The following is a 24,083-nucleotide window of genomic DNA, read 5'->3' on the forward strand; positions in this document are numbered from 1 at the left end:
GGCAATCATATCATCTGCTATAACACGCGGATGGTGGATTCGCTGCCGGGCGGCCGCCGACCTACAACGCCGGATCGAGGCGGTCGGGGTGCACAGTCACACTGAGCAGGCGACCGTAGGCGCCGAACGTGAAGTGCATCGGCGTTCTGCCGGTCTCGTCCAGGCCGAACAGCACCCCGTGCGAGCGGATGGCGCGCACGTTGCGGTGGTCGGCCACCGTGACCGACGCGCACGGGATCACCTTCTCCCGCCAGGCGAACACGTAAATACCCTCACGCAGCCGGTAGACGGTGTTCTGGTCGGTGTCGGCGAGCCCCTTCTCCGGGCCGGCCAAGCACTGCCAGGTGTACCACTGGGGGCTCAGGTAGATGTGCTCGTAGGCATGGATCGGGCTGTAGTCCCAGACGACCCGGCGGCCGATGAGTGCGTTGGTCGGGGCCGGTTCCTCGCCGGTCGTTTCGATACTATCGATGGTGCCAGGGACGAATGCCTGCCAGACGCAGGTGTTGTCATCCGCTCGCTCATGGATGGCCTGAACGACAGTGAGCGCGCGGCCCGAAGCGAAGTCGAGGAACAGCGAAACCGCGTTCTCCGATCGGGACCGCGTCTGAAACTGCACATAGAACAGATCGTCGTCGACCTCGATCGCCTCGTATGCGTCGTCACCGTCGGCCGTTCCATGCGGGTCGGTTGCGACGGCTTCGTAGTGCCAGCGCACCCGATCAGCTGTGAACTCATGAGCGATGACAGACCCGGGTTCGCTGCCGTCGCCGTTCGTGATGACGACCGTGCGACCAGCCAGGTCGGGGGATAGCGGCGCCTTATTCGCGTCGAAGCCGGGCGCCAGGCCGTCCAGCGGCAGCCAGGTCGACGTGTCGGTCAGAGTTGAGTTCGTCATGGGGGGTCCTTTTCGGGTTGCGAGGATGCTTCTGATTCTGGGCAAGCCCCGGGTTGTACGTCGGCCGCTTGCGAGTCAGCTGGTTGTGAGTCGGCTGGAATCAGTGTTCGCAACTGCACTCGCCACGGGCGGAACAGCATCCGGATGCCGCGGCCGACACCTCGGGCACGTCCAGCGCCGGGTTGCGGTCGAGGAAGCCGTAGGGCTTGAACAGGAAGCCGGAGTAATCGACCGGCATCACCGGCCAGTCCTCCGGGCGCGGAATGTGGGTCGGGCCGAACGTGTGCCAGAGCACGATGTCGGTGTCCTGAAGGCTGCGATTCGCCGCTGTCCACGCCGGGATGCCCGCGCCGCCGGCGTGACCGTTCGGGTAATCGCCCGCCGGAAAACGCTCGGCCGCGTCGAATGCGGTGGCCCACAGGTGCTTGGTCGCGAACGTCGCGCGAGCGAACACGGTCGAATCCCGTTGTGCCATCAGGGTGGCGCTCGGCTGCGGAACCAACTGATACGCGGTCGGTTTGCCGACGGCGTTGCGCCGGTGGGAGCTCGTCACTTCCCAGAGCCGTGCGGTGGGAGCGTTGGCGAGCCGGCCGGCATCCGCCTCGGTCGTCAGCGGACGCTTCTGCCAGGTGAACGCGTTGCCGTATGGATTGTCCTCGCCGATGGGGACGCCGACGACGTCGACTTCGGCGACCGAATTGTCTTCGCCGTCGATCGCGACGTCGAGGCGTGCGCAGAACAGGTGCTGGTGCACCGGCGCGAAGAGTCCCGGTGCGATTTCCGGTGCGTGTGGGTTGGCTTCGCCGGGAGTGCCGGCGCCGGCGAAGACGATGCCGGTGGCCTTCGCTTCGACCTGGATCGTGCCGTCGAGGTAGAAGTACCAGAAGAACCCGTAGTCGTAATTTCCGACCGTCGAGAAATAGCTGACGACCAAGCGGCGGGAGCGGCGCACCTCGGGATGGCCGGCGAGGTCGGTGTGCTTCCAGAGGATGCCGTAATCCTCCTCGTGCATGCAAATCACCTGCGGGATTTTCACCGGGTTGCCGTGATCGTCGGCGACGAAACCGTCGAAGTAGTGGATAACACCCAGGCAGTCGCAGCCGAGCGCGAGCGGGTTGGCGTTCTTGCCGAGCAGGTATTCGCCGGCGTCGAAGTAGCTGATCCAGAACCGGGTCGGCGTGGTGTCGCCGTAGGGCACAACCATTTCAGGAACGGATGCCCGGTACAGCACCGGGCGGTCCTCGTCGCCGTCGCGGAAGCTGACCTGGTTCAGCACGAGACCCTCGCGGGCGTTGAAGCCGACGCGGAACTTCCAGTTCTCCCAGCTGACCGCGGCGCCGTCGACGTGGAAGCTCGGGCCTTCAGGCTGGCTGATCTCGATCGGCTTCAGGCTGGTTCGGGCTGGACCGATGGTCGCGGCGTCGTACTTGCCGTCGTGCTGGGGCACGGGGGTGTCGCCGTCGTCTTCGATGCGCAGCACCCGCCCGAGCGTGAGATCGATGTGCACGATCAGGCCTTCGACCGGGTGCGACCACGGGCTGTCGTTCGCGTCGGCACGCAGGAAAGTCAGCGAGCGAATGGCGCGGTGCCCCGCTTCGTCGGCGCGGCCGAAGAAGCCCGGAGCAAGCGGTGCGCAGAACGCGTGCTCGATCTGGTCGGCGAGGCCGCGACGGGTCATCGCGGCCTGCCAACCGGCATCCGCCTTCGCGATCTCGGCGGCGCGCTCGTACTCCTCGAACAGGTACTGCGGCTGGCCGTAGGGCGCCTGGTCTGTGGTCAAATCGGTGTGCGACTCGACCACGCCGGCCGTGACGTTGACGACGGCCTCCGCGCTGCGGCCGGTTGCGGTATCCAGCAGCACGAACAGCAGCCGGCGCTCGATGGCGTCGCCGTGCTGGAACGCGGCGACGACGGATTTGGCCGGCTCCACCGGCAGCACGTTCGGGAATCGCGTGGTCTCCCCAACTCTGCCGGCGTCGACGAGAATCTGGCGTCCGAGCGCGAGCTCCTCGGCTGTCACCGGGTCAAGCGGATGCGTCACCGTCGTCGGCGTCGAAAGGAGCGTCGAGTGCGTGTGGCTCGAGTGATCGTGGCCCGAGTGCTCCTGGCCGGCCTGCTCGTGGCTTTCGTGGGTCATCGTGGATCCTTAGCTGTCGTGCGTCTCTTCAATATTCACTGCGCGCCGCGAGGCGGGGAAGGCCTGGCGCGGGCTGTGCAGTTGCAGACAACAACCGTGCCCGGTGGGCCAATGGTTGCGATGGAGGCCGGCTGCGCCCGATGCCAGTATGGATCGCAAGGAGTTGACGAAGATGCAATTGGAGCATGCGCTGGCGCAAGCGGTCGAGACAATTCATGGTTGGCAGGCCGAATTCGGCGCGTTTGCGGCGCATCCGTCGCTCGTCGTCGCCGACGGCGCGTTCGACGCCGCCTACGCCGAACTGTTGGAACGACTGCGAGACAACTACCCGTTCTTCCACCCGCGCTATGTCGGCCAGATGCTCAAGCCGCCGCACCCCGCGGCCGTCGCCGGCTACGTCGCCGCCATGCTGATCAACCCGAACAACCACGCCCTCGACGGCGGCCCGGCCACCGCGCGGATGGAGCGCGAGGTCGTCGCACAGCTCGCGGGCATGTTCGGATTCGGCTCCGCTCCCGACGAGCACCTCGGGCACCTGACAACCAGCGGCACGATCGCGAATCTGGAGGCGCTGTTCGTGGCCCGCGAAACGCATCCGGACAAGGGCATCGCATACAGCGCGGATGCGCACTACACGCACAGCAGGATGTGTCACCTTCTCGGCGTTCGCGGCCATGCCGTGCAAACGGATGCCGTCGGCCGGCTCGATCTCGACGCGCTCGCCGACCTGTTGCGCGCCGAATCGATCGGCACCGTCGTCTTGACTGCCGGAACCACCGGCCTCGGCGCGATCGACCCGATTCCTGAGGCGCTGGCACTGTGCCGCGAACACGGCGTGCGCGTGCACGTCGATGCCGCGTATGGCGGGTTCTTCCGGCTGATTGCCGACGACACCGCCGACGGGGTCGCGGCCGCACCGTTCGAAGCGATCGCGGAGTGTGACTCCGTCGTGGTCGACCCGCACAAGCACGGGCTGCAACCCTACGGATGCGGTGCTGTGCTGTTCCGCGATCCGGCCATCGGCCGGTTCTACAAACACGATTCGCCCTACACGTACTTCACGTCGGAGGAGCTCCACCTCGGCGAAATCTCCTTGGAGTGTTCCAGGGCGGGTGCCGCAGCCGCCGCACTGTGGCTCACGCTGCAGGTGCTGCCGCTGACGGCGGACCGACTGGGTGCGGCCTTGCGCCCGGGTCGCCGCGCTGCGCTGCACTGGGCCGAGTTGATCGAGCAGACGGATGCGTTGACCCTGTTCCAGAAACCGCAACTGGACATCGTGACGTTCTTTCCGACCGCTCACAGCCTGAGTGAGGTTGATCGACTCACCGAGCGGGTCTTCGAGGCGGGCATGGCGCTGCCACCCGACGAAGCCATCTACCTGGCGACGTACACGGCGCCGGCGTCGGCGTTCGCCGCGCGCGGGCACGACGTGCAGGCGGATGCCGACACTGCACGCATCCTACGCAGCGTCGTCATGAAACCGGAGAGCGAAGCCGTGCTCCCCGACGTGCACGAGCGGATTCTCCAGGTGCTCGCGGAGCAGGGTGTGTGACGGGCGGCCGGTGGAACTCGAGCGCGGCCGCGCTGAGAAAGAAGGAGTCGAGATGACGTTCACGGGCGCATCCGTCGAGAACAAGATGGTGGTCGTCTCCGGCGGCGGCACCGGGATCGGCGCCGCCGTTGCGCGCCGGTATGCGGCGGAGGGTGCCCGTGTGGCGATCCTGGGTCGTCGCAGTGATCCGCTCGAGCTGGTCGCGGCCGAGACCGGTGCCCTGCCCGTCGTCGCCGATGTCAGCGACACGGCGCAGACGCGTGATGCGATCGCGCGAGTTGCGGATGCGTTAGGCGCGATCGATGTGCTCGTCGCGAATGCGGGTGGTCACGGTTTCGCCACGGTCGGGGAGACCGCCGACGCCGAGTGGGATGCCAGCCTGCGAGCCAACCTGAGCAGTGCCTTTGTGCTCACGCGTGAGGCGTTGCCGCACCTGATCGAGTCGAAAGGCCAGATCGTGATTGTCTCGTCGCTGGCCGGCTTGTTCGCCGGGCCGAGCGCGGCAGGTTACACGGTCGGCAAGCACGCACTGATCGGGCTGACGCGATCGCTGGCGCGCGACTATGGCAAGAACGGGGTGCGGGTCAACGCGGTGTGTCCCGGTTGGGTGCGCACGCCGATGGCGGACGAAGAGATGGACGAGTTCGCCCGACATGCCGGGATCACTGGCCGCGACGAGGCGTATGCGCGGGTCACCGCGGATGTGCCGCTCGGCCGGCCTGCGGAACCGGTGGAGATCGCATCCATTGTGCGTTTTCTCGGTTCGGGGGAGTCGTCGATCATGACCGGCACGGTTATCGTGGCCGACGGCGGCGCTCACATCGTAGATCTGCCGACGCTGCCCTTCGAACACGCCGGCATGTAGGCATCCGTCGTCCTACCCGGTGGTCGAGGAGGCCGCTCACGGGTCGAGCCCGGTCGTCGAGGAGGCCGCTCGCGGCCGTCTCGAGACGCGGCCGTCTCGAGACGCGGCCGCCGGTCTTGCTGTGGTCGCGGACCGCGCATCGCGCTACAGCCCGCCCGCGATGTCGCTCTCTGACACATGCTGCGGGTCGACCAGGGTCTTGTTGAAGTTCTCCAGGTCGTCGCTGAGGCCGGCATAGATTGTCGGCTTGCGCTTCTTCAGGTAGATGCCGAAGATGATGCCGCCGACGAGGGCGACCAGCAGCAGCAGCGGCAGCAGATTGACGACCAGTGCGTCCGACCCGGCGACGATGCTGAAGTTGGCGATCGCCATCGTCACGATGCTCGCGAGTGCCAGGAATCCGACGCCCGGGGCGACGAATGTCGACCACCACCGCGGGTCATGAGCGCGCCGGAAGTGCACGACGATCGCCAGGGCAGCCAGCATCTGCAACACCAGCACGCACAGCGTGCCGAAGCCGATCATGCTCGGCACCAGTGACCCGATCGGGTCGAGCTGCGCCCAGGCGAAAAGTCCGGCCACGATCGCAGCAAACGAGGCCTGGACGATGCCGGCAAGTTGCGGGGTGCCGTTCTTTCGGGTGCGAGCAAGCGCGTGTGGCAGCACGTGTGCTCGGCCGAGTGAGTACAGGTAGCGGGTGGCCGAGTTGTGGAACGCGAGCATGGCCGCGAATAGGCTGACCAGCAGCAGGATCATCATGATGTCCGTCATGACGGTGCCCAGGTACTTCTCCGACAAACTGAAAATCAGGTCGCCGTTGGGCAGGTGCTTGAGTGCGACGGCCTGTGCCTGGGCGACGCCCGTTGCGCTGACGACGGCCCAGCTCGTAAACCCGAGGATCGCGCCGATCAGGCAGATAGCTGTGTAAGTGGCCCGGGGGATGGTGCGGAGTGGATTCTTGGCCTCCTCGCTGAACAACGACGTGGCTTCGAAGCCAAGGAAGCCCGTTGCGGCAAGAAGCAGACCGATGCCGAGTGAGCCGGAGAAGATCGCGGTCGGGCTGAATGCCTCGAAGCTGAATCCGGTCTGGAACAGCACCGAGAAGTCGAAGACCACCAGGATCAGCGTCTCGAGTATCAGTGAGACGCCGAGTACCTTGGCGCTGAAGCCGATTCCCTGGCGGGAAAGGATGAATGCGACGATGATCGACGCGAGTCCCCAGATGTACCAGTGCATGTTGAAACCGGTGAGGTCGGCGATTACCGTCTGCATGAAGAATCCGCTGGTGCCGATCGTGCCAACGACGAAGAAGTTGTACCCGATCGTGGCGATGAACCCGGCCACGAGTCCGCCGGTGCGGCCGAGCCCCCTGACGACGAACGCGTAGAAACCGCCGGCGTTGACCAGCTGCTTCGACATCTGCGCGTAGCCGATGGAGAACAAAAGCAGCACGATGGCGACGATGAAGAACGAGGCCGGTGTTCCTCCGCCGTTGCCGAGGGCGATCGCGATTGACGCTACAACGACGATTCCCGTGAGCGGTGCAACGGCCGCAAGCACGAGGAAGACGATGCCCGCCACTCCGAGGGCATTCGCCTTCAGCACGCCCGCGGTGCCGGTTGATGTTTGTTTGACCTCAGTCACGATGCTCCTTTGCACAAAACGACGGATAAAGTCGTGCGGCGCTCACCGCAGCACACCCCATTCATGGAATGCTGCCGCACTCAGCGCGTGGTTGCGTTGTCGTCGCGTGCACGTCGCTAGCGCACCAGTGCAAGGAGGCGGATGCGACTCTAAACCGCACCCGTGCGCCACTTTGCGAGTCATGCGCCACTTCAACTGGCGCAGGGCGCGGCAACCGGCGCATCGCCGGGTGGTGGCGGATGCCGCGCGGCTACGCGGCCGCGCGTGCCATGTTGCGCAGTTCGCTCGGCGATTGGTCGAACGCGGCCTTGAATACGCGGCTGAAGTGCGCGGCATCCGCAAAGCCCCAGCGGGATGCAATCGCAGCGACAGGGCGATGCGCATAGATCGGGTCGATCAGGTCGCGGCGGCAGCGCTCGAGCCGTCTGGATCGAATCCACGCCGAAACGGTGGTGCCCTGCTCGCGGAAGATGCCGTGCAGATGGCGGGTCGAGATGAAGTGCGCGGCCGCGATCTGGGTAGGACCAAGCTCGGGTGAGGACAGGTTGGCGTCGATGAACTGGCGAATCTGCTGCATCAGCGCTTGATGGCCGTTTCCCGCCGAGTTGTCCAGATCGAGTTCGCTGGCCAGCATCGTGGTGACGAGATCAAGTGTGCTGTGCACCAGTCGTGTTCCGGTGTTTCCGGCAAGCTGGTCGAGATTGCCCACCAGCTGAGCGAGGAACGGGGCGATCATCGCACCAAGACCCTGCTTGCCCGACATCGTCACAGCGGTGACCTGGCCGACCAAATCCGGCGGGAGCTCAATCAGGTGCTGCGGAAACATGACGACCATGGTGCGGAAGTCGTCGTCGAACACGAGCGAGTACGGCCGGTCGGTGTCGTAGATCGCAAGATCCCCGGGCTGGAGCACCGATTCTCGGTTGTCCTGAATGAGCAGGCCGGTGCCCGCCAGTTGCAGGCTGAGCTTGTAATAGTGCAGATCGCCGCGTGCAATGAGCTCGGGCGTGCGCTCCACGACGTGCTGCGAGGCCGTGACCTCGCAGACGTGAACATCATCAACACTGCTGGAGCGGATGCGTCCGAAAAACGGGTCGGGGCGATCGCTGGTCACGTGCAGAGGAACGAACGACTCGGAGACGGCCGTGCGAAACTCGCTGATGTTGGTGGCGATCGCCGTGCTCACAACCGTCGACCGCGCTCGAGTCAGCGACGAAGCGGGTCGAACGCTCGACAGCGGGTTCGCCGGCATTGCAAATCACCTCTTTGAGGACGCGACGACGTTGTATACGATCTGTGACGTTGATCATATCAGCAGCCAGAAGCGTCTTGGCGACTGCTCTCTCTCTCGACAGTGACACCGGGATACACTCTGAGCGCTGAATTGATACCTTAGGTCAGTACAGGATAAGCAAGTGCTGCAATGCAAGCTAGTGCGCCAAATGGCCCTCTCCGTGTGCCCATGAGTCGTTTCAAGGCGAACCCTGCTGCAATCGCTGAATAAGCTGCGGCGGTGACCGCTAACGGGCGGCCAAAGTTGGTTCTGACGCCAGTCGATCAAGCGGACGCGGCCAAGCCCGATTCCATCAAAGGGCAACTCAAACTCTTTGCGCAGCTGCAAGTTCCGCACGAAGTCGAGCAAGAGCTGGAGCAGCTTTCTTGTTCACGCGATCAGGATGTGGTGGATGTTGTCACTGACGAATATGACTGTGTCTGACATGAGAGCGATCAGCGCGCTCTGGACGACATTTTCAATGACATTGAAGACCGTTGCTCGTGTGTCATCTTGAGGGCGGCTGCCTCGGCACCAGCTCTGCGAATCGCAACACCGCCTGCTCAGCGCACGCGACATCGTTCTTAGACGTGGAACCGCTTACGCCAACGCCGCCGACGATGTGTCGTTCACGAAGCAACGGTATGCCGCCTCCGAAGATCACATAGCGGCCGCCTCCGTTGGCTTGGAGCCCGAACAACTCGCCGCCGGGTGCAGCAAGCACACCGAGCTCTTCGGTGGGTATGCTGTGCGCAACGGCCGTGAACGCCTTGTCTGTGGCGAGTGTGGCGCCAGCGATCTCGGCGCCGTCCATGCGGCCGAAAGCGATCAGGTTTCCGCCCGCATCGACGATTGCCGCCGATATTGCAGTGTCTCGGCGCGCTGCCTCTTGGTGCGCTGCAGCAATGAGTTCGAGCGCAATCGACAGGGTGATTGCGAGTGTCATGGCTGTGGCTCCGGTTCAGATTCAGAGCCTTCTCGATCTGCTGGATCGTCTGTTGTCAGGTGGAGGCCATCATCGGCGTCACCAGCAGCAAGTGTTGCGCCTGCGCGAAGCAGAACTTCAGGTCGGCGCTTGCCTAGCTGTACTGCGATGATCGCGGTGACGACAATAAACAGCAGCACGAGGTACGGGAAGAAGACTAGAGGCGCGGCAGGCGCAGGATAAACCTGGCCGTAGATCGGGATTGCGAGCAAAAGTATTCCCAATACCGGCAGTACCGCGTGCCGCAGGATCGAGCGCTCCGCTCGTCGCGCACTCGCGAAGTACCGGATGGCGGCGATATTCGTCAGGATGTAAACCGGGATGATTGCCAAGGTGAGAATCGAGCCAAGGTATACGTACGCGTTGAACGGACCGGAGAGCAGGCCGACTCCGAACGTGAGTACGACGGCGAAGATGCCAACGAACCAAATTGCGGTGGTTGGGGTGCGGTGCACCGGGTGCACGTGCGAAAGTCGCTTAGGCAACATCCCTTCGCGGCTCATAGCGAAGATGATGCGAACGACTCCGTTGTTCGTGTTCATCGTGACGGCGAAGATGCTCGATATGCCGGCGAGTCCGACCAGGAGATTGAGCCACGGGGCATACTCATTTGCGAGCGTGGTGAATGGCGCGACATCCGCCACCAGCTTGTGAACGCCATCGACGCCGAAGCCCACCATTTCGCTGTAAGTGGCGAAGACGTAGATCAGGCCTACAAAAAGCAGAGCAAAGAACATTGCCCGGGGCACGTTGCGACGCGGACGGCGAACTTCTTCGCCAAGCGTCGTTGCAGCCTCGAAGCCAACGAACGACAGGATAGCGAATACCATTCCCAGTGCGAGTCCGGAAACACCAGTCGGCGAATTCACCGGATTCAACGGCGCAAGCGTGAGCCCGTGTGCACCTCCTTTGGCCAGTATGATCGCGCTCAGAACGATGATGACAGCAACTTCCGCAAGGAACAGTACTGTTGCCGTGCGAATCGAACCGACGATGCCCCGAAGGCAGAGAAAGATCATTAGCACGGTGAAGAATGCGGAGATGATCAGCCAGCTGATGTGGATGCCGTAGCCTGCAAGCACGTCCTCGGTATACGTCCCGATGAGCGCGAGCTCTGCCGGAACCAACAGTGCGTATGCGAGAAACATCAGTGCGCCCGTGACGAAGCCGCTGCGCGGCCCGATGCCGCGGGATACGTATGTGTAAAAGGATCCGGCGCTCGGAAGTACGCGCGACATTTCCATGACGCCGTTTGCAACAATGAGCATGACCACGAGGCCAAGACGAAAACGAACGGTGTCGCGACGCCAGCGCTGGCTGCCGAAACTTGTGGGTTGAAATAGACCGACACAGCCGGCCCCATGAGTGCTGCAGACATGATCACCGCGCCGAGGAGCCCGATGGCATTCTTGCGAAGGCCCGGCCCGTGCTGTTCGCTGAAATCGGTCATTTTGCACTCCCTCGTACGCGCCTGCTCATATGCGCATCAACGCATCCGCCGCTGAGGCTACAACGCGCCATGAATAAGCGTCAATCACTCGAGACGGATTGCATGGTTATCCCTGACCCGAAGACAAATTGGAGGCTGGTGCCAGGGTTCGCGCACAGCGAGGAGGTGTAAAAGCGTCGTTCGCGATTACAAGTGCGCGCCCGGCCTTATGACAGGAACGGCGGCAGCTCAATCAGACCCTGGAGACCCATGACGATCGTCGTGCGGAAGTCGTCGAGATGCTTTCGCGCTCTCGCGATCATATAGAGCACGCAACGCTCGATGCCTAAAAGTGCGATGCGGGACACGAACGTGATCATTCAAGGCAACCCAGACGGCATCATCGACGACATCGAGAACTACTGCGCGCCTTCGAGCCCGAGCACTCAACCGGTGGACCGAAGGATTCCAAATGGGTCCATCAATCTCCATGCGCCTTGCCCGGCACACTTCACATCAATGCGTCGATCTGGGCCGTCCAACACGATCCACGATCGACCCGCCTTCGAAGTACGTCAACTGCCATTCGCATTGACGCCACCGAAAGGCAACGCCCGAACGGTTGCGAACATCGCGACGCGACGCTCATCGGCTCGCCTGTGTCTCGCCGCGCGAAGCTCCGCTCGCAATCGCTGAATAGCGACCGTGTTGTCGGCGGGCACAGCGATGAGGATCCCATGCGTCTCAGTCATTATCGACTCCTCTCGATTGGGCGATGTGGAGCGGCACTCCACGTCGTTATCGAGTAGACGGAGCCGCGATCCGGCTCCCGCCAGGGCTGAAATCGTTGCACGCGGCGCTGTTGTTGGAGCGGCTGTTGTCGGATCGAACGTTGGCGGATCAAATCTGGTGGATCAGATGTGTTCGATCGGCATGTCGGATCTGCGCTTTCGGCTCCGACCCATCTGTGAAAGGGTTGCGTCTATGCGGAGGGAGGCGGCGATGCCCGAAGCGCAGATCACTATCTTCGATGCCAATGTGCGCGCCGTGATCCCGCTCGTGACCGCGGCACTCGTGCGCCGATACGGCAACTTCGCGGCCTGCGAAGACGCCGTTCAGGAGGCGCTCGTCGAAGCGTTCGACAGCTGGCCGACGCACGGCCGCCCGCGAGATGTCAGGGCGTGGCTCTACACGGTCGCGCGGCGCCGCTACATCGATTCGGTTCGATCGGATGCCGCCCGCCGGGCTCGCGAGGACCACGATGCATTGCTCGACCCCCGGGGCGCGGAGATTTCGACACACGACGACTCGCTTGCGCTGCTGGTGCTGTGCTGCCACCCAGCCGTGCAGCCCGTTTCACAGGTCGCGCTGACACTGCGCGCGGTCTGCGGCCTGACGACCGCACAAATCGCTGCCGCGTTCTTCCAGTCAGAGGCGGCCATGTCGCGGCGGATCACGCGAGCCAAGCGCACCATCGATGACGCCGGGCGACGCTTCGAATGGCCGAACCAACACGAGCTCCGCGATCGCGCCGAAGCGGTGCGCATGACGCTGTACCTCATGTTCACAGAGGGGCATGCGCCAACAATCGGCCAGTCGCCGGTCCATGCCGAGCTCATGGCCGAGGCCATCCGGCTCACCCGGATGCTTCGTCAGGCTCTGCCCGACGACCAGGAGACGACGGCAGTGCTGGCGCTCATGCTGCTCAGCGACGCGCGCACGGGTGCGCGCGTCGACGCCGACGGACAGCTCATCGCGTTGCCTGACCAAGACCGTTCGCTGTGGGATCAGGCAAAGATTCGCGAAGGGCGCCAGCTCGCAGCCGACGCGTTTGCGGGTGGCCCGCTCTCACCAATTGCGATTCAGGCAGCGATCGCTGCCGTACACGCGGCCGCAGCCGATGCGAGCAGCACCGACTGGCCGCAGATCCTCGCGCTGTATGACGCCCTTGTCCGCCTGCAGCAGGGGCCGGCCGCTCAGCTCGGCCGTGCGGCAGCGCTGGGCATGTCCGTTGGCCCGCTCGCCGGCCTTGCCGAGCTCGCCAGCCTGGAATCTGACGAAAGGTTTGCCCATTCGCATCGGCTGTTGTCGGTGCGCGCGGGGCTCTTGGAACGCTCGGGGGCTATCGATGCCGCCCGTGGCGCGTATGCCGAAGCAGGCATGCGAGCGGACAACGTCGCAGAGCGACGCTGGCTTGAGGCGCAAGTGCGTCGACTGCAAAGCACCACAAAAGAAGAGGAGAAAGACTGATGAGCACTGAAAACACCGATAACCAATACCTGATGCTGTACGTCAGCGCTGAAGACGGAGAGCCGTGGAGCGCAGAAGACGACGACATCGCCGATTGGCTTGACAGCGTCGATCCGGGCGGCATCCGCGTTCTCGGAGAACGCCTGACGGCCGCCCAGGACGCCCGAATGGTCGCCAAGCGCGCCGGTGCCGTCACGGTCACAGAAGGACCCTTTGCCGAATACAAGGAATGGTTCGCAGGATTCGATCTGATCAACGCACCTGATATCGAGACCGCGGTCGAAATCGGGTCACGCCATCCGTGCGCGCGCTACGGCAACGTGTTCGTGCTCCCACTGATGAACAGCACAGCGTCGCAGGCACTCCTGACCGAGACGAAGGAAGCACGGAGCCTCGCCGGCTGATACAACCGGGATTCGCCGCGCGGCTTCTGAGTGACCTTGCCGTGCCGACCCGTCACGTTTGGCTGCAAATTCGGCGCCTGGGCAGCCAAACGTGACGGCTCGCGACGAGCGGGGTGGGGCGGGGCGGGGCGGGGCGGGCACGAGGTTGCGGGCCGCTGTGGGCGGCCCTATGATTTCCTCATCGATATTGGAACGTAGAGTTCTATTATCGAACTTGAGCGATGACGGTGTCACACAATCACACCGATTGAGGCACCGCGCCGATCACGTCAATCGCGGCACCGCGCCGTCGACGGCGGAGTGAGGAGAATCCGTGCAATTCCATCACCATGGATACGTGTCAGGCGAGCCCCGGATACAGCCAGCTGCGGGAGCCGGTCTCAATCGCCCCGACGAGCTGCCCGACGTGATGGACGTGTTGATCGTCGGTGCTGGCCCCGCCGGCCACATCGCCGGCGCGCAGCTCGCGCAGTTCCCGGGCGTCACCACCCGGCTGATTGAGCGTCGTGGCGGACGGCTGGCGCTCGGACACGCCGACGGAATTCAAGCCCGCTCGGTCGAGACGTTCCAGGCGTTCGGTTTCGCCAGCGAGGTCATGGACGAGGGCTACCACATCACCAGCATGGCGTTCTGGGGGCCCGACCCCGAAGATCCGACGCATATTGTGCGTACGGGTATGCCCGCTGATGATCCGACGGGAGTCAGCGAGTTCCCGCATCTCATTGTCAATCAGGCCCGCATCCAGGACTACTTCGCCGAGGCAATGGCGAACTCTCCCACCCGTATGAAGCCGGACTACGGCTGGGAATTCGTGGGACTGGACATCGAGGGCGACTCGGAGGAATACCCGGTCACCGTACGATTGCGCGGCACCGCGGGCGCACAAGAAGGTCAGCAACGTACCGTCAGCGCGAAGTATGTGATCGGATGCGACGGGGCGCGTAGCGCCGTGCGTTCCGCGATCGGGCGCACTATGACCGGCGACCAATCCATGCACGCGTGGGGTGTCATGGATGTGCTCGCAAACACGGACTTTCCGGACATTCGCACCAAGTGCGCGATCCAGTCGCACGACGGTGGAAACATCCTGCTCATTCCACGTGAGGGCGGCTTCCTGTTCCGCATGTACGTCGACCTCGGCGAGGTCGACGAACACGACAACGGTGCGGTGCGGGCGACCTCCATTGACGAGATCATCGCGCATGCGAACCGAATCCTAAAGCCGTACACCCTCGACGTACGCCACGTTGCCTGGCACAGCGTCTACGAAGTGGCGCACCGGCTGACCGACCGTTTCGACGATGCACGCGAGGATGATGCACGCGAGGACGATGCACGCGATGACGATGCGAGCGACGACGACGCGCGCGGCGACGGCCAGCGCGACGATGGCGGGCCCGGCAGGTCCGAGTTGCCGCGCGTCTTTATCACAGGTGACGCCTGCCACACGCACAGCGCTAAGGCCGGCCAGGGTATGAACGTTTCGTTGCAAGACGGCTTCAACATCGCCTGGAAGCTCGGCCACGTGCTCGACGGCCGCAGCCCGGCCGCACTGCTCAAAACGTATTCGACCGAGCGGCAGGTCGTCGCCAAGGAGCTGATCGACTTCGACCGCACGTGGTCGACGCTGATGGCTACCAAGCCGGAAGATCTCGCGAACCCTGATGAAGTCGAAAAGTTCTACATCAAGACATTCGAGTTCCCGGCCGGATTCATGACGCAGTATGCGCCGTCGCTGATCACCGGCGACGCCACCCACCAGGAACTCGCGACGGGCTTCCCCGTCGGCAAACGCTTCCGGTCTTCACCGGTCGTGCGTGTCTGCGACACCTATCCACTCGAACTGGGCCATCAGGCGCGCGCAGACGGACGCTGGCGCATCTACGCGTTTGCCGATGGTGCGGCCGCGGGCGAGGCATCCGCTCTGACCGACTTCGCCGAGTGGCTGGCCAGTGCGCCTGACTCGCCGGTCACGCTGACGCCGGCGGCCCTGGATCGCGATGCCTGGTTCGACGCGAAAGTGATCTACCAGCAACGCTTCGACGAGGTGGATATCACCCGCGTTCCTACTGTTTTCACACCGTCTGTCGGCCAATTCCAGCTCGTCGACCGGGAAAAGGTCTATGCCGCAGGCACGGGACCAGGTGGCACAGGTAGCGACATCTTCGACGAGCGCGGCATCGACCGCGCCGGCGCCATCGTGGTGGTGCGCCCCGACATGTACGTGGCGAATGTGCTGCCGCTGACCGCGACCGCTGAACTGGCGGGATTCTTTGCACCGATCCTCCAACGCGAGGCAGTCGCGAGCGATTGAATGCGGCGCTGCGGATTCCACCGTGGCGTTCGCAGTGCGCATAGTGCTCGATTCCCGAGTCATTCCGACCTATCGCGCACTATGAATCCTGGCAGCGCCGCCCGGTGCTTCTGCTCAGCGAAGTGCTTAGCGTGCGCAACTCGCCAACTGCTCAGCGCATCGACTCGGCGATCGTGGTTGCGGCCCGCATGAGGCGCGCGCCGAGTTCGTCGGCGTCGCGATCAGTCGCGACGTACACGATCGCTGCGGCGGCGGGTGCCTGTCCGGCGATGACCAAGGGGGCCGCAACAGAGCGCAGACCGGGAATGACTTCGTCGTGGCTGACCGCGTAACCGAACTGCCGGGCTTCGAGCGCCTCATCGCGCATCTGAATATCCGGGCCGAGCGCAGCCCACTGCTGCACCGTCAGCCGGGACTGGATCGCTATGCCCGGCGCACCGGCCGACAGCGGATGCCTCGTTCCCGGATGCTGCGCAACCGTCGCGACCGCATGCCGCGGCTCCACGCTCACCAGCGTCACACATTCGTCGTGGTCCAGCACGACCAGGAAAGCGGTCATCGCCAGTTCGTTGGCGACGACGGTCAGTTCCGGGAGCGCGGCAGATTGCAGATCGTGGAACACACCACGCGCCAGCGCAGCCATCCGCGGACCCAGCTGTACGAGCCCGGCCGAATCGCGGATGACCAGCCGGTGATCCTCCAACGTGCGCAGAATCCGGTATGCGATCGACCGGTGCACGCCGAGGGCGAGCGCCAGGTCGGCGATCGACCGGGGTTCGCCGTGCTCAGCAAGCAGCTCGAGCATCTGGATGCCGCGGGACAGCGTCTGGGAATGGGGAGCCGCGCCCGACGCGGCGCCTGGCGCCGCGCCCGACGACACTGCCGGACCCGAAGACACTGCTGGACCCGAAGACACTGCTGTACCAGAAGACACTGCTGGACCAGCCCCCGACCTTCCGTCCGGCGAGTTCGTCGTCGTGTCGTTGAGTCGCATCCGCCTCATCCTCCGGATTGCCGTCGCGCACTGCACGCGCACGAGCGATCGTTCCGATTCGGAACGCGATGTTCGATTATAGATCAAACATCGCGATTGCTGACAGAGTCGCGCAGTCCGACGAACATCGTCTCGTGCAGCACGCGCACATGGTGCTCGATGATTGCGACAGCGGATGCCGCGTCCCGCTTTCGCAGCGCCTCCACCAGCGCCGCGTGCTCCTCGTTCGCACCGTGCAAATAGTCCACCGGGTAGGGGAGAAAGTAGCGGTAGAGCGCGTAGAGCACCTCGTGGTATTGCGGCAGTGCCCAGTCGAGCCCGCTGGACGCCGCGACCGCCAGATGGAATTTCTCGTCGGCCGCATGATAATCGGTCCAATTTTGAGCCTGCGCACCGGCGCGAACGTGTCGATCGAGTTCGTCGAGGTTCGCCGGCGTCGCGGTGCCCGCAGCCCGCTGAACGAGCGCGCACTCGATGAGTGCACGCCGGTCGATCAGGCGGTGGACCACCGCGGCATCCGCTCGATAGGTCGTCACGGCGTCGATGGCAGACGCATCAGCTCGAGCGGCGACGAAGGTGCCTCCGGTGCGGCCGCGCCGGCGCTCGAGCACGCCGTCATCGGCGAGACTCTTCAGCGCGCGGCGCGCCGTGATCTCGCTCACGTCGAGCGCGGCCGCGACTTCGGCATCGGAGGGGAGCTGTTCGCGCTGCGCCAGGAGGCCCAACTCGATCGCGAGTGCGATTCGGGCTCGAACCGTGTCCGTTGCGCTCAGGCGTGTGATGCCGGAGACGGCCGGAGCGACCAGTGCCGGAACAGCGGTGTGCTCCCTCATTCGACCTCCAATCGGCTGTGAGAACTATTTCTTCAACAATATGGCGTCGGCCCTAGACAAAAGCGATCATTATGATCTATTTTAGCTGAGTCAGACGTTGTCGTCAGAAGGAGCATCGATGTCACGTAGCTTGCGCATCGCCGCAGTGCAGGCCGCACCGCTGCCCATCGGTGCGTCCCTCGAAGAGTTCGCGCTCAGCGTGCGCTCGATTGTTTCGGAGCATCCGGGGCTGCAGTGCGTCGTATTCCCGGAGCTGCACCTGTTCGGTTCCGAGGGCGAGCCGCAAGAGGAGCGAAACGCGCTGCTGCGCGCATCCGCAGTATCGCTAGACAGTGAGTTGATCGATCAGCTCGGCGCCATCGCCCGGGACGCGGGTGTCTGGTTGATTCCGGGAAGCATCTGCGAGCGCGGGCCGGCCGATGCACTGAACAACAGCGCGCTGTTCAACACCGCCCTCGTCTTCTCGCCGAGCGGCGAGCTCGTGGCGCACTATCGCAAGATCTTCCCGTGGCGCCCCTACGAGCCGTATGACCTGGGCGACACCTTCGTCGTGTTCGACATGCCTCAAATCGGCCGGTTTGGGCTGTCGATCTGCTACGACGCGTGGTTTCCCGAGGCCACCCGGCACCTGGCCTGGATGGGCGCAGAAGCCGTCATCAACATCGTCAAGACGACCACGCCGGATCGAACCCAAGAGGTCGTCCTGGCGCAGGCCAACTCCATCGTCAACCAGACCTTCACCGTCAGCGTCAACTGCGCCGGCCCCATCGGTGAAGGCCGCAGCCTGATCGTCGACCCGGAGGGCCGAGTGCTGCAGTCCTCCGGCGTCGCCCAGCCCACCATCCTGGTCGAAACCATCGACCTGGATGCCGTCACTCGCGTTCGTGAGCACGGCACTGCCGGCTACAACCGAATGTGGTCGCAATTCCTCCCCACCGACGCGCCCCTCGAGCTGCCGCTGTACGGCGGCCGAATCGAACCGGCGCGCTGGCACCCACACACACCTCTCCATTCCACCCCCTCTATTGTTGAACAGGACGTCATCGCATGACTGCTACTACCCCGCACCTCAAACGGGCCCTCGGGTTGCGCTCGCTCGTACTCTTCGGGCTTGCGTATATGGCACCGCTGATTGTGCTCGGCACATTCGGTGTCGTCGCCACCGTGTCGAAGGGCGCAACGGCAGGCGCGTACATCCTCGCGCTGATCGCCATGCTGTTCACGGCATCGAGTTACGGCCGGATGGCTGCCGCCTACCCAGTATCCGGTTCCGCGTATACCTATGTCGGCAAGGTCGTCGACATCCGGGCCGGATTCCTCGTCGGTTGGGCGGTGATGCTCGACTATATGTTCCTACCGATGGTCATCTGGTTGATCGGCGCGGCATTCCTCAAACAGGCGGCGCCGAGCGTGCCGAGCTGGGTTTGGATCGTCGCATTCATCGTGGTGACCACCGGTTTGAACATTCTCGGCATCAAGGTTGCAGACAAGGCGAACTTCGCGCTGATGACATTTGAGATCCTGGTGCTGGTCATCTTCGTCGTGCTGTCGATTATGAACGTTATTGCGGGCGGCCACGGGATGACACTTGACCCGTTCACGAACCCTGACTCATCGTTCACAGCGATCTCGGGTGGCGCAGCGATCGCCGCATATTCGTTCCTCGGTTTCGACGCAATCACAACCTTCACCGAGGAGACGCGCAATCCGACCAAAACCGTGCCCCGTGCCATCCTGCTGGTCGCACTTATCGGCGGCATCATCTTCGTCGTGGTTGCGTACTCCACCCAGCTCGTACACCCCGGATTCCACTTCGCAGATGAGTCCTCCGCCGCGTTCGAGATTGCGGCGAAGATCGGCGGATCCTTATTCAGCGCCGTGTTCCTGGCCGGGTTGGTCGTGACACAGTTCGCATCGGGGATCGCAGCGCAAGCATCCGCATCGCGCCTCTTGTTCGCAATGGGGCGCGACGGCGTGCTCCCCAAGCGGATATTCGCGCAGATCAGCAAGAAGTTCCAGACGCCGGTGCTCAGCCTGCTCGTCATCGGAGTGATCGGATTCATCGCCCTGTTCCTCGATGTGGCGACGTCGACCTCCTTCATCAACTTCGGTGCGTTCACCGCATTCACGATGGTGAACGTGTCTGTGGTTTTCTACTATTTCCGGCAACGGAGGGCGGGCGTGCACACCAACGTTGTCCTCTATCTGATCGCTCCGATCGTCGGTGCCATAATCACGCTCTATCTGCTGACCCAGCTCGATATGGACGCGCTCATCCTCGGCAGCAGTTGGCTCGTGCTGGGCATCATCGTGCTGGCAGTCCTCACTCACGGCTTCAGGCGCCGCCCCCCGGAGATGGACTATGTCGAGGTCGAAGACGAAGAATTGCAAGCCGTCGCACAGTGAGCCGGTTTCGCCGTTAGCTATGGTTTCGGTGCCCCGTCTCACCGGTCACCGGTTGGGGCGGGGCACCGTTGTGCACGGGTGCTGGTGAGTGCGGTGCAGGCCCGCTCGGGTCCGGACGCTCCGGTCCGAGCCGACGCATGCATCGCTCGGCTGCGGCCTACCATGGTACCCGGGTAACGAAGAGAGCTGGGGAAATCAAATGAGAGTTGGCCTCGTGCAAATCGACGCCGGCGTCGACAAGGCCCGCAATCTTGACCTGGTTCGTAACGGGGTGGCGGATGCGCGCGCTGCTGGAGCACGCCTCGTCGCGTTTCCCGAGTTCTCAATGTATGAGAAGAAGGTCGTCGACGGAACATTCGCCGGCGCAGCCGAACCCCTCGACGGGCCTTTCGTCACCGCGCTGTCTGCGATCGCCGCCGAGCACGGTGTGACACTCGTGGTTGGCATCGTCGAGAGCAATCCGGATGATCCTCGGCCGTTCAACACGCTTCTCGTAGTGGACGAAACCGGGCGGGTGCAGGCGAGATACCGCAAGATCCACTTGTTCGACTCCTACGGTTTTCACGAGTCTGCGTGCATCGCACCGGCGCCGAGCCTTGAGCCGGTCGTGTTCGACGTCGACGGCATCACCGTCGGGCTGATGACCTGCTATGACCTGCGCTTTCCCGAGTTAGGCCGCGAACTGGCAGATGCGGGCGCCGAACTGGTGCTCGTGTGCTCGTCATGGGTGCCGGGGGAGGGCAAGGCCGGCCAGTGGCGCGTGCTCGCCCAAGCCCGGGCCATCGAGAATTCGTACTTCGTCGGTGCCGTCTCGCAAACGCCGCCGGTGTCGATCGGGCGCAGTGTGCTCGTCGACCCGCTGGGCGCGGTCGTCGGCGAGCTCGACGAACCGCCCGCGCTCGGCACGTTCGACCTCGACCCTGCGGATGTCCTCGCGGCGCGCGAAAAGAACCCCGCGCTAACGCATCGGCGCTATTCGATCAGTCGAGAGGCATCCGCTTCGTAAGGATCGCACCAAAGAGTCGCGATTCAGCCACACGCCCACCCGTTGCGCCCGTTGGACCGGGGTGCGCCAGTTCAACTGGCGCACCGCGCACCAAGTGGCGCACGGCTCGTGTTTCGACTCGGCGTCAGGGCTGAAGTAGAGCCCCGGTGGCGGCCAGAATGCTGCGTCCGGTGCCATCGACGAGCTTGCGCACGGCCATGGCGCGCGCCTGATCAGAGGACTGGTAGCGCAAGGCGGGTGCCGGGTCTGCGGCGATCTCACGGATCACTTCAGCGACGGATTCTGCGGATTGCCCCACCGAGCCCATGCCGGTGATCCGTTCGTTGAAGCGATTGATCAATTCCGCGTACGGGTCAGCTTCGGCGATGTTGTCGACGTGTCCGCCGACGTTGGTGAAGAACGCTGTTTGCACCGGGCCGGGTTCCAACACCGAGATGAACACGCCGAACTCGCGCATCACCGTTGCCAACCCTTCCATCAGACCTTCGACGGCGAACTTGGCGGCGTTGTACGCGTCGCTGAACGGCAACGCAACGATGCCGTTCAAACTGGTCACGGTGATGACGCGACCGGCTCGCGCTTCGCGCATGCCGGGCAGCACTGCTTTCGTGACGCGTGCGACGCCGAAGAAGTTGAGGTCCATCGACTGTGCCAGCTCCTGCATGCTGAGCTGTTCCAACGTTCCGCGATGGCCGGCACCGGCGTTGTTGACCAGCAGTTCGACTCTGCCGCGATCTGCGAGGATCGAGCTGATACACGAGTCGACCGACTCATCGCTTGTGACGTCGAGGGCTCTCACTTCTGCGCCGTCGAACTCGTCGACGATCGCACGGAGCGATTTCGCCGATTCCGGATGTCGGGCGGTCGCGATGACGCTCCAGCCGGCCATGGCCAGCGCGCGCGTTGTCGCCAGCCCGATTCCGCTGCTCGCGCCCGTGATGACTGCTGTTGATGGCATGGTTCTCCGCCCCCTGTCGCTTGTTCGTGTCGCCGAATGGCTCAACTCGATGGGCGGATTCCACGATGCGATCCGGGCAGGGAGTTTCATAAGTTTAGGCGCGCAGGATCGCGGGCGGCGTGCGGCATCTCCGCAGGCGTTCGCCATCGCCACCGGCGTGTGCCGTCGCCGACTTTGATGGTGCGCGCCCTCGCCGACGTTTATGGTGCGCGAACTGCGCTGGACCGCGACCCAGCGCAGAGGACACTTCGCGCACCAGAAACACGGATGGCCAATGGCCGGGGAGCCGGAGCACGGAGTCGACGCTCGGGGATGGCCCGGGCGCGGATTGGAATAGCTGTGGTCCTCAGCCGGTTGTGCGTTCTATGGCCAATTGGAACGATCAGCTCATCGAAGAATTTCGCGCGAACGATGGCAAGGTCGGCGGCAATTTCGCTGGCGCGCCGCTCGTTCTCATTCACCACACCGGGCGAAAGAGCGGCCACGCGTACGTCTCGCCGGTGATGTACCTGGTGGACTCGCGGCCGGACACCATCTATGTCTTCGCTACCAAAGGCGGCGCGCCGACCAATCCGGAATGGTACAAGAACTTGATCGCGGCCGGGCAGGCCGAAGTCGAAGTTGGCACTGAAACCTACCCCGTCACGGTCGAAGACGTGACCGGCACCGAGCGCGACCGTATCTATGCAGAGCAGGCACGGCGGAATCCCGGCTTCGCAGACTACGAGAAGAAGACCGTGGGCGTGCGCACCATTCCCGTCGTAGCGCTCACCCGCGCCTGACCGGCACTCGCACCATGATCGACTACTCAAAAGAACTGCCAGACGATCTGCCTGTGCCGGTCGATGACGGCGCGGCCGACCACCTCGTCGGTCGCACACTGCCGGCACTGACGCTCACCACCTCGGACGGCACTCGCGTGGACCTCGCCGCGCTTCAGCCGGGTCGGACCATCATCTACGCATACCCGATGACCGGCGTTCCAGGCACCGACCTTCCTGAAGGATGGGACGCCATTCCGGGCGCTCGCGGCTGTTCGACCGAGGCGGCCGATTTTCGTGACAACTTTTCGGTGCTGCACGACGCGGGTGCCGTGCAGATCTATGGGCTCTCGAGCCAGGACCCCGCTTATCAGCGCGAGGTCGTCGAACGTTTGGGCCTACCCTTCTCGATGCTCTCTGACCAGGGCTTCGCTCTCGCCGACGCGTTGAACCTCCCCACCTTCGCTGCCCCCGGCCACGACCGGCTCTACACGCGACTCACCCTGGTTGTCCGTGACGGTGCGATCGAGCATGTGTTTTACCCGATCTTCCCGCCCAACACCCACGCCCAGCAGGTGTTGGACTGGTTGCGCGCGCACTCCTGAGGTGTCTTCGGATTCGACACTCGTGCGATTGATCGGTCAGTGCCCAGCGCTCTGGCCGCCGTCGACGTGCAGAATTTCTCCCGTGACAAATGACGCGGTCTCGAGGTAAACAATCGCGTTCACAACATCATCGATCTCACCTATTCGGCCGAGCGGGTGCAGCGCGGCGAGGCCATCGTCCGAGTCCGCTGGCCGCCCCCACGTGCGTATCACGCCAAGCGAGACCGTGTTGACTCGAATGCCGCGTGCCGCATATTCAATGGCTAATGACCTCGTGGCTGCGTTCAAACCGCCCTTCGTCAACGATGCGAGTGCAGACGGACGCCCTGAATTGGCGTGATCCACCAGGCTGGTCGAGATATTCACGATGTGCCCCCCGTTCTGCTCAAGCATTGCGGGGATGGCGCTCCGGCAGAACTCGAAGAACCCACGTACGTTGACGCCGACCATCGCGTCGTAGTCGTCGTCGGTGTAATCCGTGAACGGTTTGCCGATGAAGATGCCGGCGTTGTTGATCAGCGTGTTGACACGGCCGAACCGCGCCACGGTTGCGCTGACCACCCGGGCGGCGGCGCCGGGTTCTGCGACGTTGCCTGGCACGCTCAGCACGCACGGGTCATTGGACGCGGCAATGGACCGCGCTGTTGCGGTGACCGCGTATCCAAGCCCGCGGTAGGCGGTGACCAAAGCGGCACCGATTCCGCGGGATGCACCGCTGATGATGGCAACTTTTTGCGGCTCGGTCCCCGGCACGGTACTCATAATCCGA

23 protein-coding genes are annotated in these 24,083 nt (G+C 63.9%); 11 read left to right on the top strand and 12 right to left on the bottom strand.

The genetic code is table 11. The features are described from left to right. Positions 1-61 precede the first annotated feature (61 nt). Positions 62-898, bottom strand: a complete 837-nt coding sequence (locus QU604_RS06590; RefSeq protein ID WP_308468007.1) for a molybdenum cofactor biosynthesis F family protein — start codon at positions 896-898, stop codon at positions 62-64. 100 nt (positions 899-998) lie between these two features. Beyond that, complete coding sequence (locus QU604_RS06595) at positions 999-3,035, bottom strand: primary-amine oxidase (RefSeq protein WP_308468008.1); 2,037 nt, start codon at positions 3,033-3,035, stop codon at positions 999-1,001. Between the two features lie 172 nt (positions 3,036-3,207). Here QU604_RS06595 and QU604_RS06600 point away from each other — a divergent pair, with 172 nt between their 5' ends. Together QU604_RS06600 and QU604_RS06605 are read left to right on the top strand one after the other, a co-directional pair. Next, entirely contained in the window at positions 3,208-4,587 is a 1,380-nt protein-coding gene (locus QU604_RS06600; protein ID WP_308468009.1) for a pyridoxal phosphate-dependent decarboxylase family protein, read from the top strand. 52 nt (positions 4,588-4,639) lie between these two features. After that, complete coding sequence (locus tag QU604_RS06605) at positions 4,640-5,452, top strand: SDR family NAD(P)-dependent oxidoreductase (RefSeq protein ID WP_308468010.1); 813 nt, start codon at positions 4,640-4,642, stop codon at positions 5,450-5,452. A gap of 144 nt (positions 5,453-5,596) precedes the next feature. Here QU604_RS06605 and QU604_RS06610 read toward each other — a convergent pair whose 3' ends face one another. Both QU604_RS06610 and QU604_RS06615 read right to left on the bottom strand, forming a co-directional pair. After that, entirely contained in the window at positions 5,597-7,096 is a 1,500-nt protein-coding gene (locus QU604_RS06610) for an APC family permease (RefSeq protein ID WP_308468011.1), read from the bottom strand. 250 nt (positions 7,097-7,346) lie between these two features. Continuing rightward, positions 7,347-8,348, bottom strand: coding sequence for an AraC-like ligand-binding domain-containing protein (locus QU604_RS06615; protein WP_308468012.1), 1,002 nt, complete (start codon positions 8,346-8,348; stop codon positions 7,347-7,349). Positions 8,349-8,609: 261 nt separating this feature from the next. Between QU604_RS06615 and QU604_RS06620 the strand changes: the two genes are divergently transcribed. Beyond that, positions 8,610-8,813 carry a hypothetical protein gene (locus tag QU604_RS06620; RefSeq protein ID WP_308468013.1) on the top strand — a complete coding sequence of 68 codons (204 nt, stop codon included), beginning with the start codon at positions 8,610-8,612 and terminating at the stop codon, positions 8,811-8,813. Between the two features lie 64 nt (positions 8,814-8,877). Here QU604_RS06620 and QU604_RS06625 read toward each other — a convergent pair whose 3' ends face one another. The 4 genes from QU604_RS06625 to QU604_RS06640 all read right to left on the bottom strand — a co-directional run bounded on the left by QU604_RS06625 (position 8,878) and on the right by QU604_RS06640 (position 11,535). Next, complete coding sequence (locus QU604_RS06625) at positions 8,878-9,315, bottom strand: GlcG/HbpS family heme-binding protein (protein ID WP_308468014.1); 438 nt, start codon at positions 9,313-9,315, stop codon at positions 8,878-8,880. After that, positions 9,312-10,811 (bottom strand): APC family permease, encoded by a 1,500-nt coding sequence (locus tag QU604_RS06630; protein ID WP_308468015.1) that lies wholly within the window; start codon positions 10,809-10,811, stop codon positions 9,312-9,314. Before QU604_RS06630 ends, QU604_RS06625 begins: the two co-directional genes overlap by 4 nt. A 199-nt stretch (positions 10,812-11,010) precedes the next feature. Beyond that, positions 11,011-11,163: a hypothetical protein gene (locus QU604_RS06635; RefSeq protein WP_308468016.1), complete on the bottom strand. Its 153-nt coding sequence runs from the start codon at positions 11,161-11,163 to the stop codon at positions 11,011-11,013. A 195-nt stretch (positions 11,164-11,358) separates the two neighbouring features. Next, on the bottom strand, positions 11,359-11,535 hold the full coding sequence (locus QU604_RS06640; protein ID WP_308468017.1) for a hypothetical protein: 177 nt from the start codon (positions 11,533-11,535) through the stop codon (positions 11,359-11,361). A 250-nt stretch (positions 11,536-11,785) separates the two neighbouring features. Between QU604_RS06640 and QU604_RS06645 the strand changes: the two genes are divergently transcribed. The 3 genes from QU604_RS06645 (at position 11,786) to QU604_RS06655 (ending at position 15,751) form a co-directional block, all read left to right on the top strand. Continuing rightward, complete coding sequence (locus tag QU604_RS06645) at positions 11,786-13,033, top strand: RNA polymerase sigma factor (protein ID WP_308468018.1); 1,248 nt, start codon at positions 11,786-11,788, stop codon at positions 13,031-13,033. Then, on the top strand, positions 13,033-13,437 hold the full coding sequence (locus QU604_RS06650) for a YciI family protein (protein ID WP_308468019.1): 405 nt from the start codon (positions 13,033-13,035) through the stop codon (positions 13,435-13,437). Before QU604_RS06645 ends, QU604_RS06650 begins: the two co-directional genes overlap by 1 nt. Positions 13,438-13,750: 313 nt before the next feature. Beyond that, positions 13,751-15,751, top strand: a complete 2,001-nt coding sequence (locus tag QU604_RS06655; RefSeq protein ID WP_308468020.1) for an FAD-dependent monooxygenase — start codon at positions 13,751-13,753, stop codon at positions 15,749-15,751. Positions 15,752-15,902: 151 nt separating this feature from the next. Here QU604_RS06655 and QU604_RS06660 read toward each other — a convergent pair whose 3' ends face one another. Both QU604_RS06660 and QU604_RS06665 read right to left on the bottom strand, forming a co-directional pair. After that, complete coding sequence (locus QU604_RS06660; protein WP_308468021.1) at positions 15,903-16,649, bottom strand: IclR family transcriptional regulator; 747 nt, start codon at positions 16,647-16,649, stop codon at positions 15,903-15,905. A gap of 179 nt (positions 16,650-16,828) precedes the next feature. Further along, positions 16,829-17,578 carry a FadR/GntR family transcriptional regulator gene (locus tag QU604_RS06665; RefSeq protein WP_308468022.1) on the bottom strand — a complete coding sequence of 250 codons (750 nt, stop codon included), beginning with the start codon at positions 17,576-17,578 and terminating at the stop codon, positions 16,829-16,831. Positions 17,579-17,696: 118 nt separating this feature from the next. Between QU604_RS06665 and QU604_RS06670 the strand changes: the two genes are divergently transcribed. The 3 genes from QU604_RS06670 (at position 17,697) to QU604_RS06680 (ending at position 20,990) form a co-directional block, all read left to right on the top strand. Continuing rightward, positions 17,697-18,629 (top strand): carbon-nitrogen hydrolase family protein, encoded by a 933-nt coding sequence (locus QU604_RS06670; RefSeq protein WP_308468023.1) that lies wholly within the window; start codon positions 17,697-17,699, stop codon positions 18,627-18,629. Continuing rightward, on the top strand, positions 18,626-19,984 hold the full coding sequence (locus QU604_RS06675) for an APC family permease (protein WP_308468024.1): 1,359 nt from the start codon (positions 18,626-18,628) through the stop codon (positions 19,982-19,984). Before QU604_RS06670 ends, QU604_RS06675 begins: the two co-directional genes overlap by 4 nt. A 214-nt stretch (positions 19,985-20,198) precedes the next feature. Then, the gene (locus tag QU604_RS06680; protein WP_308468025.1) at positions 20,199-20,990 is read left to right on the top strand and encodes a carbon-nitrogen hydrolase family protein; all 792 of its coding nucleotides are present in this window, start codon (positions 20,199-20,201) and stop codon (positions 20,988-20,990) included. Positions 20,991-21,114: 124 nt separating this feature from the next. On the opposite strand, the gene QU604_RS06685 is transcribed toward QU604_RS06680, so the two are convergent. Further along, on the bottom strand, positions 21,115-21,948 hold the full coding sequence (locus QU604_RS06685) for an SDR family oxidoreductase (protein WP_308468026.1): 834 nt from the start codon (positions 21,946-21,948) through the stop codon (positions 21,115-21,117). A 365-nt stretch (positions 21,949-22,313) separates the two neighbouring features. On the opposite strand from QU604_RS06685, the gene QU604_RS06690 reads away from it, so the two are divergent. After that, positions 22,314-22,730 carry a nitroreductase family deazaflavin-dependent oxidoreductase gene (locus QU604_RS06690; RefSeq protein ID WP_308468027.1) on the top strand — a complete coding sequence of 139 codons (417 nt, stop codon included), beginning with the start codon at positions 22,314-22,316 and terminating at the stop codon, positions 22,728-22,730. A gap of 14 nt (positions 22,731-22,744) precedes the next feature. Then, a complete protein-coding gene (locus QU604_RS06695; protein WP_308468028.1) occupies positions 22,745-23,314 on the top strand; it encodes a peroxiredoxin in 570 nt (189 codons plus the stop codon). A gap of 36 nt (positions 23,315-23,350) precedes the next feature. Here QU604_RS06695 and QU604_RS06700 read toward each other — a convergent pair whose 3' ends face one another. Then, on the bottom strand, positions 23,351-24,076 hold the full coding sequence (locus QU604_RS06700) for an SDR family NAD(P)-dependent oxidoreductase (protein WP_308468029.1): 726 nt from the start codon (positions 24,074-24,076) through the stop codon (positions 23,351-23,353). Between the last annotated feature and the right edge of the window lie 7 nt (positions 24,077-24,083).

It is taken from the genome of Rathayibacter sp. SW19, from assembly GCF_030866825.1.
GTDB classification, from domain to species: Bacteria; Actinomycetota; Actinomycetes; order Actinomycetales; family Microbacteriaceae; genus Rathayibacter_A; species Rathayibacter_A soli.